11 protein-coding genes are annotated in these 15,453 nt (G+C 71.1%); 4 read left to right on the top strand and 7 right to left on the bottom strand.

Features of this window, described 5'->3' with window-relative positions; all coding sequences use genetic code 11:
* Positions 1-90: 90 nt before the first annotated feature.
* From murD to rsmH, 7 genes are all read right to left on the bottom strand, one after another.
* Positions 91-1,530, bottom strand: a complete 1,440-nt coding sequence (gene murD / locus ACFWXQ_RS27445; protein WP_383937077.1) for a UDP-N-acetylmuramoyl-L-alanine--D-glutamate ligase — start codon at positions 1,528-1,530, stop codon at positions 91-93.
* Complete coding sequence (gene mraY / locus ACFWXQ_RS27450) at positions 1,512-2,582, bottom strand: phospho-N-acetylmuramoyl-pentapeptide-transferase (protein WP_200398828.1); 1,071 nt, start codon at positions 2,580-2,582, stop codon at positions 1,512-1,514. Before mraY ends, murD begins: the two co-directional genes overlap by 19 nt.
* Positions 2,579-3,991, bottom strand: coding sequence for a UDP-N-acetylmuramoyl-tripeptide--D-alanyl-D-alanine ligase (gene murF, locus ACFWXQ_RS27455; protein WP_361920433.1), 1,413 nt, complete (start codon positions 3,989-3,991; stop codon positions 2,579-2,581). Before murF ends, mraY begins: the two co-directional genes overlap by 4 nt.
* A 4-nt stretch (positions 3,992-3,995) precedes the next feature.
* Entirely contained in the window at positions 3,996-5,684 is a 1,689-nt protein-coding gene (locus ACFWXQ_RS27460; RefSeq protein WP_383937074.1) for a UDP-N-acetylmuramoyl-L-alanyl-D-glutamate--2,6-diaminopimelate ligase, read from the bottom strand.
* A gap of 99 nt (positions 5,685-5,783) precedes the next feature.
* Entirely contained in the window at positions 5,784-7,736 is a 1,953-nt protein-coding gene (locus ACFWXQ_RS27465) for a penicillin-binding transpeptidase domain-containing protein (protein WP_383937072.1), read from the bottom strand.
* A 5-nt stretch (positions 7,737-7,741) separates the two neighbouring features.
* On the bottom strand, positions 7,742-8,323 hold the full coding sequence (locus ACFWXQ_RS27470) for a septum formation initiator family protein (RefSeq protein WP_383937070.1): 582 nt from the start codon (positions 8,321-8,323) through the stop codon (positions 7,742-7,744).
* A gap of 96 nt (positions 8,324-8,419) precedes the next feature.
* Positions 8,420-9,376: a 16S rRNA (cytosine(1402)-N(4))-methyltransferase RsmH gene (gene rsmH, locus ACFWXQ_RS27475; protein WP_326761040.1), complete on the bottom strand. Its 957-nt coding sequence runs from the start codon at positions 9,374-9,376 to the stop codon at positions 8,420-8,422.
* Positions 9,377-9,797: 421 nt separating this feature from the next.
* Here rsmH and ACFWXQ_RS27480 point away from each other — a divergent pair, with 421 nt between their 5' ends.
* The 4 genes from ACFWXQ_RS27480 (at position 9,798) to ACFWXQ_RS27495 (ending at position 15,348) form a co-directional block, all read left to right on the top strand.
* Positions 9,798-10,346: a beta-class carbonic anhydrase gene (locus tag ACFWXQ_RS27480; RefSeq protein WP_383937068.1), complete on the top strand. Its 549-nt coding sequence runs from the start codon at positions 9,798-9,800 to the stop codon at positions 10,344-10,346.
* Positions 10,347-10,550: 204 nt separating this feature from the next.
* Positions 10,551-11,588, top strand: a complete 1,038-nt coding sequence (locus ACFWXQ_RS27485) for an AAA family ATPase (protein ID WP_383937067.1) — start codon at positions 10,551-10,553, stop codon at positions 11,586-11,588.
* Complete coding sequence (locus tag ACFWXQ_RS27490) at positions 11,588-12,940, top strand: DUF58 domain-containing protein (RefSeq protein WP_383937066.1); 1,353 nt, start codon at positions 11,588-11,590, stop codon at positions 12,938-12,940. Before ACFWXQ_RS27485 ends, ACFWXQ_RS27490 begins: the two co-directional genes overlap by 1 nt.
* Positions 12,937-15,348 carry a DUF3488 and DUF4129 domain-containing transglutaminase family protein gene (locus ACFWXQ_RS27495; RefSeq protein WP_386269395.1) on the top strand — a complete coding sequence of 804 codons (2,412 nt, stop codon included), beginning with the start codon at positions 12,937-12,939 and terminating at the stop codon, positions 15,346-15,348. Before ACFWXQ_RS27490 ends, ACFWXQ_RS27495 begins: the two co-directional genes overlap by 4 nt.
* The last annotated feature ends 105 nt before the right edge of the window (positions 15,349-15,453 follow it).

A 15,453-nucleotide genomic window follows, 5' to 3' on the forward strand; every position in this document is an offset into this window, starting at 1 on the left:
GGCGGAAAGCCACCGACGAAGCCCCAGCCGGATCCGTGTCACGCGTCCCTCCCAGGTGTGCCCGGCGCCGCCGGGCGAGGCGGACCCGGGTCAGCCGTCGACGGCGCCGAGTTCGCGAACCGCCTCCGCGAAAGCGTCGCCGCGCTTGTTGTAGTTGGTGAACATGTCCATGGACGCACAGGCCGGCGCCAGTAGGACAGTGTCTCCCGGTTCGGAGAGCCGTGCGGCCTCACGAACCGCCGCGAGCATCGCCCCAGTGTCGGTCCGGTCGAGGTCGACCACGGGTACTTCCGGCGCGTGTCGCGCGAGCGCTTCACGGATGAGGGCCCGGTCGGCGCCGAACAGGACGACGCCCCGCAGTCGCTTTGCCGACTTGGCGACCAGTTCGTCGAAGGTCGCGCCCTTGGCGAGCCCGCCGGCGATCCACACGATCGACTCGTACGCCGCCAAAGAGGCTTCCGCCGCATGCGTGTTGGTGGCCTTGGAGTCGTCGATGTAGGCGACCCGGTCCACGTCGGCCACGTGCTGGATGCGGTGGGCGTCGGGCTTGAAGGCCCGCAGACCGTCGCGTACGGCAGCCGCGGGCACCCCGAAGGCGCGGGCCAGGGCCGCCGCCGCAAGGGCGTTGGCGATGTTGTGCGGGGCGGGCGGATGGACGTCCGCGACCTCGGCGAGTTCCTGGGCCTGCTTGTGCCGGTCCTCGACGAAGGCGCGGTCGACCAGGATGCCCTCCACGACGCCGAGTTGGGACGGGCCCGGGGTGCCGAGCGTGAAGCCGACCGCCCGGCAGCCCTCCTCGACGTCCGCCCCGCGCACCAGGTCTTCGGTGGCCTTGTCGGCCATGTTGTAGACGCAGGCGACCCGATTGCCCTCGTAGATACGTCCCTTGTCGGCGGCGTACGCCTCCATGGAGCCGTGCCAGTCGAGGTGGTCCGGGGCGATGTTCAGGACGGCGGCGGAGTGGGCGCGCAGCGAGGGCGCCCAGTGGAGCTGGTAGCTGGAGAGCTCGACGGCCAGTACGTCGTAGGCGTCGTCGCCTTCCTGGACCACGTCGACGATCGGGGTGCCGATGTTGCCCACGGCGGCCGTACGGAGGCCCGCGGCGGCCAGGATCGAGGCGAGCATCTGGGTCGTGGTGGTCTTGCCGTTGGTGCCCGTGATCGCGAGCCAGGGGGCGGCGTCGGGGCCGCGCAGGCGCCAGGCGATCTCCACGTCGCCGACGACGTCCACGCCGGCCTCCGCGGCTGCCTGGAAGAGGGGGCCGGCCGGCTTCCAGCCCGGCGAGGTGACCACGAGGTCGGTGCCCTCGGGAAGCGTCTCGGCGTCCGCGAGGCGTACCGAAATGCCTTCCCCCTCAAGGGAGGCGGCCCGCTCCCGGTGTTCCTCCGAGGAGCCCCCGTCGACGACCGTGACGGACGCGCCGAGGCCGGCCAGGGCGCGGGCGGCGCTGATGCCGCTCACGCCGAGACCGGCGACGGTGATGTTCATGCTCTGCCAGTCGGACGCGGTGGTCACTTCTGGGCTGCCCATCCTGCGTAGAAGAGGCCGAGTCCGACAATCACGCACATGCCCTGGATGATCCAGAAGCGGACCACCACAAGGACCTCGGACCACCCCTTGAGTTCGAAGTGGTGCTGGAGCGGTGCCATTCGGAAGACGCGCTTGCCGGTGAGACGGAACGAGCCGACCTGGATGACGACCGACATGGTGATCAGGACGAAGAGACCGCCGAGCAGCGCGACCAGCAGCTCGGTGCGGGAGCAGATCGCGAGGCCGGCGAGCGCGCCGCCGAGGGCCAGCGAACCGGTGTCACCCATGAAGATCTTGGCGGGCGAGGTGTTCCACCACAGGAAGCCGAAGCAGGCACCCATCAGGGCCGCGGCGACGACGGCGAGGTCGAGCGGATCTCGTACCTCGTAACAGGCGGCCGGGTTGGTCAGGGTCTGCGCGTTGGCACAGGACTCCTGGAACTGCCAGACACCGATGAAGGTGTACGCGCCGAAGACCATCACGGAGGCGCCGGTGGCGAGGCCGTCCAGGCCGTCCGTGAGGTTCACGCCGTTCGACATCGCAAGGATCATGAACAGCGCCCAGACCACGAACAGCACCGGGCCGATGGACCAGCCGAAGTCCTGCACGAAGGAGAGCTTGGTGGAGGCCGGGGTGTTGTTGCGGTTGTCCGCGAACTGCAGTGCGAGCACCGCGAAGGAGACGCCGACGATCAGCTGGCCGGCCATCTTGGCCTTGGCCCGCAGACCGAGCGACCGCCGCTTGACGATCTTGATGTAGTCGTCGAGAAAGCCGACCAGGCCCATGCCCGTCATCAGGCCGAGCACCAGCACTCCGGAGAACCGCGGCGGCTGGCCGGTGATCACCTTGCTGAGGAAGTACGCCAGGAGCGTGGCCAGGATGAAGGCGATACCGCCCATGGTCGGCGTACCGCGCTTGGCGTGGTGCTCGCGCGGGCCGTCGTCACGGATGTACTGGCCGTAGCCCTTGCGGGCCAGCAGCTTGATCAGCAGAGGGGTGCCCACGAGAGTCAGGAAGAGGCCGATGACTCCCGCGAAGAGGATCTGATTCATCGGACGGCAACCTCACCCTCGGTGCCCTCGACCAGCGCCTCTGCGACCCGCTCCAGGCCGACCGACCGGGACGCCTTCACGAGTACGACGTCTCCCGGGCGCAGTTGACTGCGCAACAGGTCGATCGCCGCCTGTGTGTCGGACACGTGCACCGACTCCTCACCCCACGAACCCTCGTTATATGCGCCCAGTTGCAGCCAGGACGCTTCCCTGCCCCCGACCGCGACGAGCTTGCCGACATTGAGCCGGACGGCGAGCCGTCCGACCGCGTCGTGCTCGGCGAGCGCCTCGTCCCCGAGCTCGGCCATCTGACCGAGCACCGCCCAGGTCCGCCGCCCCTTGCCCATGGCCGCGAGCGCGCGCAGGGCGGCTCGCATGGACTCGGGGTTCGCGTTGTAGGCGTCGTTGACGACCGTCACGCCGTCCGGGCGCTCGGTGACCTCCATCCGCCAGCGGGAGAGGGAGCCCGCCTCGGAGAGCGCGGTGGCGATCTCGTCTGCGGACATGCCCAGCTCATGGGCGACGGCGGCCGCGGCGAGCGCGTTCGACACGTGGTGCTCACCGTACAGGCGCATGGTCACGTCGCTGCACCCGGAGGGTGTGTGAAGCCTGAACGCGGGCTGTCCGCTCTCCATGAGCGTCACGTTCTCTGCCCGTACGTCCGCTTCGCCGGACTCTCCGAAGAGGATCACGCGTGCTTTCGTCCGCGAGGCCATGGCCCGTACGAGGGGATCGTCGGCGTTCAGGATCGCGACGCCGCCCGCGTCCGCCGGGGGCAGGCCCTCCACCAACTCGCCCTTCGCCTGCGCGATTTGCTCCCGGCCGCCGAACTCGCCGATGTGGGCGGTGCCGACGTTCAGGACGAGGCCGACCTTGGGGGGCGTCAGACCCGTGAGGTACCGGATGTGGCCGATACCGCGGGCCCCCATCTCCAGGACCAGGAACCGGGTCTCCTCGGTGGCGCTGAGGGCGGTGAGCGGCAGCCCGATCTCGTTGTTGAGCGAGCCCGGCGTGTAGACCGTCGGCGCCTTGCGCTGCAGCACCTGGGCGATCAGGTCCTTGGTGCTGGTCTTGCCCGCGGAGCCGGTGAGGGCCACGAGGGTCGCGCCGAGCCGCTCGACGACATGCCGTGCGAGGGCACCGAGGGCCGTCTGGACGTCGTCCACGACGATCGCGGGCACGCCGACGGGCCGTGACGCCAGCACGGCCGCCGCACCCGCCTCGACGACGCTCGCCGCGAAGTCGTGACCGTCCACGCGCTCGCCCACGAAGGCGACGAAGAGGCTGCCTGGCTCCACCTCACGGGAGTCTCTGACGACCCGTCCGGTCACCTGGACCGACGGATCCGGTATGTCGTGTGTCTGCCCGCCGACGACTGAGGCGATCTCGGCGAGAGAGAGGGCGATCACAAGTTCATCCCTGGGTCTTCTGGATAGCTTCGCGAAGCACCTGGCGGTCGTCGAAGGGACGGACCACTCCGGCGATGTCCTGGCCCTGCTCATGACCCTTGCCCGCGACCAGCACCGTGTCGCCCGGCTGTGCGCGGGCGACGGCCGCGGCGATCGCGGCGGCCCGGTCCTCGAAGACCTGGACCTCTCCGCGCTCGTACGCCGGTACCTCGGCGGCACCCGCGAGCATCGTGGCGAGGATCGCGAGGGGGTCCTCGGAGCGGGGGTTGTCCGATGTCAGTACGGCGGTGTCGGCGAGCCGGGCCGCGGCGGCGCCCATGGGCTTCCGCTTGGTCTTGTCCCGGTCCCCGCCACAGCCGAGGACGATGTGCAGTTCGCCCTCGGTGACCTTGCGCAGGGCCCGCAGCACGGACTCCACGGCGTCCGTCTTGTGCGCGTAGTCGACGACCGCGAGGTACGGCTGTCCGGCGTCCACGCGCTCCAGCCGGCCCGGCACGCCCGGTACGGCGGCGATGCCGTCCGCGGCGGTCTGCGGGTCGAGCCCGGCGACGGCGAGGGCGACGATCGCGGCGAGCGTGTTGGCGACGTTGAAGGGGCCCGCGAGCGGCGACTTGGCGGTGATGCGCTCGCCCTTGGGGCCGACCGCGACGAAGACCGAGTCCATCGGGCCGACCTGGACCTCCTCGGCCCGCCAGTCGGCGTCCGGGTGGCCCTCCGCGGAGAACGTCACCACGGGCACCGTGGCCTCCTTGGCGAGCCTGCGTCCGTACTCGTCGTCGAGGTTGACCACGCCGAGCCTGCTGCGTTTGGGCGTGAACAGCTGTGCCTTGGCCCGGAAGTAGTCCTCCATGTCGGAGTGGAACTCCATGTGTTCCGGGCTGAGGTTGTTGAAGACCGCGATGTCGAAGACACAGCCGTCGACCCGGCCGAGGACCAGGGCGTGGCTGGAGACCTCCATGGCGACCGCGTCCACTCCGCGCTCGCGCATGACGGCGAACAGGGCCTGGAGGTCGGTCGCTTCGGGGGTCGTGCGCTCCGACTTGATGCGCTCGTCGCCGATGCGCATCTCCACGGTTCCGATGAGCCCGGTGCTGCGGACCGTCTTCAGTCCGCCCTCGACGAGGTACGCCGTCGTGGTCTTGCCGGACGTGCCGGTGATGCCGATCTGGAGCAGGTCGCGGCCGGGGTGGCCGTAGATCGAGGCGGCCAGCTCGCCCATCTGCCCGCGCGGGTCCCCGACGACGAGGACCGGCAGACCGGTGGCCGCCGCGCGCTCGGCACCTGTCGGGTCGGTCAGCACGGCGACGGCGCCGAGGCCGGCGGCCTGCGTCACGAAGTCGGCGCCGTGCATCCGGGCGCCGGGCAGCGCGGCGTAGAGGTCGCCGGGGCGCACGGCCCTGGAGTCATGGGTGATGCCCGTGACCTCGACGGCGCCCTGCACGCCCTGCGGCGCGGGGGCCGCCAACTGATCGGCGACTACCGCCACGAGCTCCGCGAGGGGTGTGGCGGAGTTCTGAACCGGTCGCGGCGGCCCCGGATATGTCACAGGAACGCCCTTCTGGGTGGTTTGGGACTGATCAGCGTGTGGCACGGCGGTGAGCGTACCGGGCACACCCCCGCCGGAGCGAAGCGAGGGGCGTGGCGGAGTGTGCGGCGTGCCGCGGTTCCCGGGGTCGGGAGTGATCGTTGTCACGAGCTGTTCCTGGTCGGTGATCCGGGGTGCTGGAGCATGGCGTTCCGGTCGGTGCCGATGACGGCCCGGCCGGGGGTGGTCGGGGCTGGTCAGGGTTGGTCAGGGCGTGAAAGTGACGGGAAGTCTGGCGGCCTGGGCCCCGGTGGGCGGCACCTGGAGGGTCTTCAGGGCGAACTCCAGGACCTCCTTGTAGACGGGCCCGCAGATCTGACCGCCGAAGTAGCTCCCCTTGGTGGCGTTCTGGATCGCGCAGTACACGGTCACCCGGGGGTTGTCCGCGGGCGCGAATCCGGCGAAGGAAGAGGTATAGCCGTGGTAGCGGCCGGTGGCCGGATCCACACGGTTGGCCGTGCCGGTCTTGCCCGCGACGCGGTAGCCGGGGATACGCGCCTTGGTGCCCGTACCCTCCCGGTCGTCCACCACGGACTCCAGCATCTGCGCCAGGGTCTTCGCCGTCTTCTCACTGACGACCCGTGTCTCCTTGGGCTTGGCGGCCGGGGTGAAGCGACCGTCGGGACCCTTCGTGCCGCGGACCAGCGTCGGTTCGATCCGTACGCCGCCGTTGGCGATCGTCGAGTAGACGGAGGCCGCCTGCATCGCGTTGATCGACACGCCCTGGCCGAAAGGAATCGTGTACTGCTGGGAGGTCGACCACTGGCCGGCGGGCGCGAGGATGCCCTTCGTCTCGCCGGGGAAGCCGAGACCCGTGTAGTCGCCGATGCCGAACTTGCGCAGATACGAGTAGAGGACCTGGTTGGCCTCCTGCTGCGTCTTGCCCAGCTGGCCGGTCGCCAGGATGGTGCCGATGTTGCTGGACTTGGCGAGGACGCCGTTGAGCGTCAGGTACCAGGTCGGGTGGTCGATGTCGTCGCGGAAGAGCCGGTCACCGCGGTGCAGCCGGTTGGGCACGGTCACGTGCGTCGCGGGCGTGGCGGCGTTCTCCTCCAGGACGGCGGCCATCGACATGACCTTGGCGGTCGAGCCGGGCTCGTAGGCGTCTTCGAGGCCCCAGTTGTGCAGGGTGTTCCCGTCGGCGCCGGAGAGGTCGTTCGGGTCGAAGCCGGGCGAGTTGGCCATCGCGAGGATCTCGCCGGTCTTGTTGTCCTGGACTATGACGTACCCGCGGTCCGCCTCGGACTCCTTCACCTGCTCGGCGATGGCGTTCTGGGCGGCCCACTGGATGTCGCGGTCGATGGTCAGCTCGACCTCGGAACCGGCCACGGCGGGCTTCTCGGTGGAGCCCGCGGTCGGCACCTGGCGGCCGCCGGACTGGGCGTAGCGGATCTCGCCGTCCTTGCCCGACAGCTCCTTGTTCAGCTGCTGCTCGACGCCGCCGCCGCCCTTGCCGTCGGCGTTGACCCAGCCCAGTATCCCGGCGCCGAGCTCGCCGTTCGGATAGACCCGCTTGCTGCTGGGCTCCTGGAGGACGCCCGCCAGGACGTTCACCTCCGACCCGTCCTCGCCGGCCTTCTCCGCGAGTGTGCTCTTCAGGTCCTTGATCTGCGTCCAGACCTGGGGGGTCTGGCGCCGGGCGAGCACGACGTACCGGGTGTTCTTGGTCCGGAGCTTCGCGGCGAGTTCGTCGGGGTCCTTGTCGAGGATCGGGCCGAGCAGGGCGGCGGCCTGCTCGGGGGCGTCGCCGATCTTCGTCGCCTTGCGCGTGAACAGCGTGGGGTCGGCGGTGATGTCGTTGGCGTCCACGCTGATCGCCAGGTCGACGCCGTTGCGGTCGGTGATCCCGCCGCGCTCGGCAGCCAGCGTGCGGCTGAGGTACCGGTTCTTCTCTGCCTTGGCCGTGTACTCGCTCGCGTCGACGGCCTGCACCTGGAGGAGCCGGACGACGAAGGCGATCAGTACGAGGGCCAGGGCGAGACTGACCAGGCGCAGTCGCGGGCGGGGGCTGCCGAGGCGGATGGCGCGCGGGCCCTGGCCCCGGGAGGGAGCAGGACGGCGGGCGGGGCGTGCGCCCGGCCCCGGCCGACGCTGACTGCCTGGCCGTACGGGCCTGGCGGGCGACGGCACCCGGCGGCGCGGGGGTTCCCTGTCGGACACTTCCGTCACCTGCCGGGATTCGTAGCGGGCTGCGTGGGCTGGGGGGACGGCTCCGTGACCGTCTCCGCGAGCGGCTCGGGTGCCGCGGTGGGCGCGGCGGGCGCCGGGGCCTCGGCGGGCGTCGGGGGCCCGGCCGGTTCCTGGCTCTCGGTGGGCGTCGGAGCCGGCGCGGGGAGGAGCACGTCGGGCGGGCGGATCACGGGGGCCGACACGGACGACTGCTCGGCGGCCGCGCTGGGAACACCGCGGACGCTGCCGTCGGGGTTGAGGAAGGCCGGGTCGCCGCCGGGCACCATGCCCAGCTCGCGGGCGCGGCGCTGGAGGGCGTCGGGGGCGGAGTAGGCGTCCACGTCCCGCTGGAGCGCCTGCTCCTCGTCGGTGAGGCTCTTGGTGTCCCTCTGGAGGTCGTCGAGCTGGAACGACCCTTCGCTGACCGCGGAGTTCAGGACCAGGAGCCCGATCAGGCCGCCGCCGAGCAGCAGCACGACCAGGAGCACGAAGGGGGTGCGGGCGGCCTGTCCGGGGCCCGTGGGGAAGAGTCGCGCGAGCCGGGCCGCCCGCCCTCTCAGTTCGGGTTTGCTACTCACTCACCCTCCCGGTGAGCCGGCGTTCTCGACTGATGGGTCCGGGCTCTCGATCCACGCGTCCGGTGAGTTCGGTCGTCCAACTCACACACCCTCCCGTCACTCGGCGTCCTCCCTGATGCGCTGCGCCCCGCGCAGCCGCGCCGGGGCGGCGCGGCGGTTCTCCGCGACCTCTTCCTCGGTGGGGAGTTCGGCACCGCGCGTCAGAAGCTTGAGCCGGGGCTGGTAGCGCTCGGGGACGACCGGCAGGCCGGGCGGTGCGGTGTTGGCGGCTCCCGCGGCGAACACCTGCTTGACCAGCCGGTCCTCCAGGGAGTGGTAGGACAGCACGGCGATCCGGCCGCCGACCGCGAGTGACGTCACGGCTGCGGGGATCGCCCTCTCCAGGACGGTGAGTTCGCCGTTGACCTCGATGCGCAGTGCCTGGAAGGTGCGCTTGGCGGGGTTGCCGCCGGTGCGCTTGGCGGCCTGCGGCAGGGAGTCGCGGATCAGCTCGACGAGCCGCGCGCTGTTGCTGAAGGGCTCCTTGTCGCGTTCGCGCACGACCGCTGACACGATCCGCTTGGCCTGCTTCTCCTCGCCGTACGCCCGGAGGATCCGGACGAGTTCGCCCGCCGGGTAGGTGTTGAGCACCTCGGCCGCGCTGATGCCGGTCGTCTGGTCCATGCGCATGTCGAGCGGGGCGTCCTGGGCGTACGCGAAGCCGCGGTCGGCCTCGTCGAGCTGCATGGAGGAGACGCCGAGGTCGAAGAGGACTCCCTGGACGCGCGGTAGGTCCAGGCGGTCGAGCACATCGGGGAGTTCGTCGTAGACCGCGTGCACCAGGGTGGCCCGGTCGCCGAAGGGGGCCAGCCGCTCTCCGGAGAGCCGCAGCGCCTCCTTGTCGCGGTCGAGGGCGACGAGACGGGCTTCCGGGAACCGGCTGAGCAGGGCCTCGCTGTGGCCTCCGAGGCCGAGCGTGCAGTCGACGACGACCGCTCCCGGCCTCTCCAGCGCGGGTGCCAACATGTCCAGGCATCGCTGGAGCATCACCGGAACATGTCGGCTCTGGGTCAAGGGGCCCTCTCAGGTCCGGCACGGCGCGCACGCACCGCCGGGTCCCCGCCCGCTCCGTGAAGGGGAGGCCTGCCGGCGCCGGAAGCGTCAGCCGACCGGGAGCGGGAGGAGGCCGAGCCGTACGTACGCGCCGCGCACGTGGGGAGATCCCGGCTCGTCACCGGTCCTCCGGGGGTAGCAGTCCAGCAGGGAGAGCGTCGGTCTCCCGCTTCGCGTCACTTTAGTCCACGGTCTCCCGCGGTCAACGAACCGGCCTGCGCGTCGCGACTCTCGGCCCGGATGAAGCACCAAACCGGGTTTTTCCACCCGTACGGGCGTAGTCGATCCACCCTTGTGGGTTACCTCACAACAACGCTCATTGATGTTCTTTGTCCCCTCTCACAGCAGGCCCGGACGGCGTGTGACCACTACCGTCATAGATATGACGACTTCCGCATCCGTTCCCACAGACTCCGGAGACGCCATGTCCGACGGCGGCACCGTCACCGACCGCCTCGTGGAGGCGAACGAGCGGTACGCCGCCGCGTTCACCGACCCCGGCATGGACGCCCGTCCCGTACTGCACGTCGCGGTCGTGGCGTGCATGGACGCCCGCCTCGACCTGCACGACGCGCTGGGCCTGGAGCTCGGCGACTGCCACACCATCCGCAACGCGGGCGGCGTGGTCACCGACGACGTGATCCGCTCCCTCACCATCAGCCAGCGCGCGCTCGGCACCCGCAGTGTCGTGCTGATCCACCACACCGGCTGCGGCCTGGAGTCCCTCACCGAGGAGTTCCGGCACGACCTGGAGATGGAGATCGGCCAGCGCCCGGCGTGGGCCGTGGAGGCCTTCCGGGACGTCGAACAGGACGTCCGGCAGTCCATGCAGCGGGTGCGCACCTCCCCATTCCTTCTGCACACGGACGACGTACGTGGTTTCGTGTTCGATGTGAAGACGGGCCTGCTGCGTGAGATAGACCCCACCTGACGCGAGTTGGACCCTCTCAAAGGCCCCAGGCCGTGACATATCGCGGCCAGTTATCCACAGGCGAGTGACACGAACAGGTAACGGCAACAAGAATGCGGGTGTGGCGTCACGCGGAACTATTCGCGCGTGGTGTCCGTGTTTCGGGGTGGGCCGGTCCGCATCGCAGAGCGTCGGCCCGGGAAAGAACGGGCCGAGGAGGGCCGGGTGACGACCTATGACGATCGAGCGAGCCTTACAGATCTGACCGCCACTGTGGAGAGAGTCCGCAGTTCGGTGGAGGAAGTGATCGAGGGCAAGCCTGAGGTCGTGCGGCTTTCGCTGACCGTACTGCTCGCCGAGGGGCATCTTCTGATCGAGGATGTCCCCGGCGTCGGCAAGACCATGCTGGCCAAGGCACTGGCGCGGTCCATCGACTGCTCAGTGCGGCGTATTCAGTTCACGCCCGACCTGCTGCCCTCGGACATCACAGGTGTGTCCATCTGGGATCAGCAGCGCAGGGACTTCGAGTTCAAACCGGGCGCGATCTTCGCGCAGATCGTGATCGGCGACGAGATCAACCGCGCGTCGCCCAAGACACAGTCGGCGCTCCTGGAGTCCATGGAGGAGCGCCAGGTCACGATCGACGGCACGACCTACGAGCTGCCCAGCCCGTTCATGGTGGTGGCGACGCAGAACCCGGTCGAGATGGAGGGCACCTACCCGCTGCCGGAGGCGCAGCGCGACCGTTTCATGGCCCGGGTCTCCATCGGCTATCCCAGCGCGGAGGCCGAGCTGCAGATGCTGGACATCCACGGCGGTGTGTCCCCGCTGGACGACCTCCAGCCGGTGGCGCACGCGCACGAGATCGTGAAGCTCATCGACGCGGTCCGCAACGTCCACGTCGCCGACCCGGTGCGGCGGTACGCCGTGGACCTGGTCGGCGCCACACGCAACCACCCGGATCTGAGACTCGGCGCCTCGCCGCGTGCCACGCTGCACCTGTTGCGCGCGGCGAAGGCGTCCGCGGCCCTCAGCGGCCGGGAGTACGCGCTGCCGGACGACATCCAGGCCCTCGCGGTGGCGGTCCTGGCCCACCGGCTGCTGCCCACCGCCCAGGCGCAGTTGAACCGTCGTACGGCCGAGCAGGTCGTCCTGGAGATCCTCCAGCGCACGCCCGTGCCCGCGGCGCCCCCGGCGCCCGGCGGTCTGTCGATGGGCCGGGGCTCGTCCGCCTTCGGCCAGCAGCCGCCCCGGAGGCTGTGATGACCACCGGGGGGATGCCGGCGGCGCAGGCCGAGGAGGACAAGGGCGGGCTGCGTACGGCACTCGCCGGTCTCACCACGCGCGGGCGGTCCTTCCTGGCCGCCGGCATCGCGGCCGCGATCTGCGCGTACGTCCTGGGGCAGAGCGATCTGCTCCGGGTCGGGCTGCTGCTCGCCGTGCTGCCACTGGTCTGCGCGACCGTGCTGTACCGCACGCGCTACCGGGTCGCCGGCAGCCGTCGCCTCTCCCCCGGGCGGGTGCCCTCGGGGTCCGAGGCGCGGGTCCATCTGCGGATGGACAACGTCTCGCGGCTGCCCACCGGCCTGCTGATGCTCCAGGACCGGGTTCCGTACGTGCTGGGGCCGCGGCCCCGGTTCGTACTGGACCGGGTCGAGGCGGGCGGCCGTCGCGAGGTGTCCTACCGAGTGCGCTCGGACCTGCGCGGCCGCTATCCGCTGGGGCCCCTGCAGCTGCGGCTCAGCGACCCGTTCGGGATGTGCGAACTGACCCGCTCCTTCTCGACGTACGACACCCTGACCGTCATCCCGCGCGTGGAGGCGCTGCCGCCGGTGCGGCTGACGGGCGAGGCGAAGGGGTACGGCGACGGGCGGCAGCGCTCGCTCGCCCTGGCCGGCGAGGACGACGTGATACCTCGCGGCTATCGCTACGGCGACGATCTGCGCCGGGTCCACTGGCGTCTGACCGCGCGCTACGGCGAGTTGATGGTGCGCCGCGAGGAGCAGCCGCAGCGGTCCCGCTGCACGGTGCTCCTGGACACCCGGGGCATCGCCTTCGACGGCGCGGGCCCGGACTCGGCCTTCGAATGGGCGGTTTCGGGCACGGCGTCCACGCTGGTGCACATGCTCGAGCGGGGCTTTTCGGTACGGCTGTTGACCGACACCGGCACCTCGGTGCCCGGCGAGGGCGCCGACGGATTCGCCGGAGCCAGCCAGGAGTCCGCGGACGCCGCCGGGCTGATGATGGACACCCTCGCGGTGATCGACCACTCCGACGGTACGGGCCTGTCCCGGGCGTACGACGTGCTGCGGGGCGGCAACGAGGGGCTGTTGGTGGCCTTCCTCGGCGACCTGGACGAGGAGCAGGCGACCGTGCTCGCCAAGATGCGTCAGCGCAGCGGCGGGGCGGTGGCCTTCCTGCTGGACAGTGAGACGTGGGTGCACGGCGCGGCCGACGAAGAGAGCGAGGAGCGGCTTCGGATGCTGCGCGAGGCGGGCTGGACCGCCCTGGCCGTACCGCCGGGCACGAGCCTGGCCGACCTGTGGCGGGAGGCGGACCGTCAGCGCAACGGGGTCGCTTCGACGGGAAGCACGGCAGGGGGCGGTGGCTCATGAGCGGGCGCGCGCGACTCGCGCTGTGCGCCGTGGCGGCGACACTGATGGCGGCCGGCGCTCTGCTGCCGCTGGTCGATCCGGCGACCTGGATCCTTCAGGCGGCGTTCCTGCTCGGGGTGCAGACCGCGGTGGGGGCGGCGACCCGGCGGGTGCCCCTGGCGCGGGCGGTGACGATCGCGGTACAGGCGCTCGTGACGCTGACGCTGCTGACGCTGTTCTTCGCCCGCGAGCAGGCCATCGCGGGGCTCGTGCCGGGCCCGGACGCGTTCCGCCACTTCGGGGAGCTGCTGCAGGCCGGCGGGGACGATGTCGGGCGGTACTCGATCCCGGCTCCGCTGTCCCCCGGTATCCGGCTGATGTTGGTCGGCGGGGTCGTGGTCATCGGGCTCGCGGTGGACGCCCTCGCGGTGACGTTCCGCAGCGCGGCCCCGGCCGGACTGCCGCTGCTCGCGCTCTACTCGGTCGCCGCGGGTCTCTCGGAGGGCGGTGGCGCCGGCTGGCTGTGGTTCGTGCTGGCGGCGGCCGGCTATCTGGTGCTGCTGCTGGCCGAGGGACGTGACCGGCTCTCGCAGTGGGGCCGGGTCTTCGGCGGCGGTCCCCGGACTCCGGGGACGGACGACTCGGCGGGCGCGGTCGCGCCGATCCGCACGGGGCGGCGCATCGGTGCCGTCGCGCTCGGTATCGCCCTGGTGGTGCCGCTCGCCCTGCCCGCGCTCGACGGCGGTCTGCTGGACGGCACCGGAGCGGGCGTCGGCACGGGTTCCGGCGGTGGCGGCACGATCTCCGCGGTGAACCCGCTGGTCTCGCTCCGCGACAGCCTGAACGTGGACGAGGACCGCGAGGTCATGTCGTACCGCACCAACTCCGAGGACACGCAGGACCTCTATCTGCGGATCGTCTCGCTCGACGAGTTCGACGGCACGGCGTGGAAGCCGGCCAAGCGCCATGTCGACGACGTCCCCGGGTCGTTCCCGACACCGCCGGGCCTCAGTGACGACGTCCGGCGCACCGAGATCCAGACGAGGATCTCCGCGGCGGACTGGTACGCGCAGGACTGGCTGCCCATGCCCTACCCCGCCAGCGCGGTGGGGATCGGCGGCAAGTGGCGGTACGAGCCCGTGGGCCGCACGCTCGTGGGCGACCACGGGCAGACCACCCGCGGCCTGGAGTACACGGTCAAGAGCCTGATAGTGCAGCCGACCGCGGAGCAGCTCGCCAACGCGCCGGAGGCACCCGCGGCGCTGAGACGCGAGTTCACCAAGGTCCCCGGGTCACTGCCTCCGGTGGTGGCGGAGACGGCCCGGGAGGTCACGGCCGGCTCGGCCAACAACTACGAGCGCGCGGTGAAGCTCCAGGACTGGTTCGCCCTGGAAGGCGGCTTCACCTACGACACGGAGGTGCAGGTCGGCAGTGGATCGCAGGCCATAGCGCGCTTCCTGAGGGACAAGGAGGGCTTCTGCGTCCACTTCTCCTTCGCGATGGCCTCGATGGCCCGCACGCTGGGCATCCCGGCCCGTGTCGCGGTGGGCTTCACACCGGGCTCGCCGCAGGCCGACGGCACGAATTCGGTGGGCCTGCGGGACGCGCACGCCTGGCCCGAGCTGTACTTCGAGGGCGTGGGCTGGACCCGCTTCGAGCCGACCCCGAACCGGGGCACGGTTCCGGAGTACACCCGCACGGACACGCCGGGCACCACGCTCCCCAACCCGGACCTGCCCTCGCGCTCCTCGTCCTCGGCGCCGTCCGCCGAACCGACGAGCAGCGAGAGCTGCACGGCGGCGGAGAAGAAGCTGGAGCAGCCCTGCGGCAGCGAGTCTCCGCAGGCGGCGTTCGGTTCGACGGACGACGGACCGCCGTGGTTCGCGATCCTCGCGTTCACCCTGGCGGGGCTCGCCGTGCTCGCGGTACCGCTGCTGCCGATGCTGTGGCGGATGCGGGCCCGGTCCGTGCGGCTCGGTTCGCACGGACGGACCGAGGCGGACGCCGCGGCCGCCACGTTGGCGGCCTGGCAGGAGGTGACCGATACGGCGTGGGACTTCGGTATAGCGCCCGACGACTCCCAGACGCCCCGCAAGGCGGCGGCACGGATCGTCCGCATCGGGCATCTCGAACCGGAGGCCGCGGCCTCCGTCCACCGGATCGCCGACGCGGTTGAGCAGGTCCTGTACGCGCCACATCCCCGGCCGACCGCAGGTCTCGCCGATGACGTACGCCGGATGACCGCAGGCCTGCACGCCACGGTCAGCCGCGGTACGCGTCTGCGCGCACTGCTCGCACCACGCTCGGCTGTACGGGTGGCGTGGGCGGCGTCCGATGGCTGGATCGCGCTGAAGTCGCGGGCCACGGCCCGCTGGACGGCGCTCGTGCGGCGCCCGTCAGGACGGCCGTCGGGGCAGAGCAGCGGCTGAGCCCTTCCGGCTCGGCAAAGCCGGAAGGGGGTGTCCACCCGGGTCGGGTGGACACCCCCTTCGCTTTGAACGTGCGTGTGCGGTGGCCTGAGTGTGCGTGTGCGG

The sequence above is a fragment of the Streptomyces sp. NPDC058697 genome (assembly GCF_042715345.1).
GTDB classification, from domain to species: Bacteria; Actinomycetota; Actinomycetes; order Streptomycetales; family Streptomycetaceae; genus Streptomyces; species Streptomyces liliifuscus.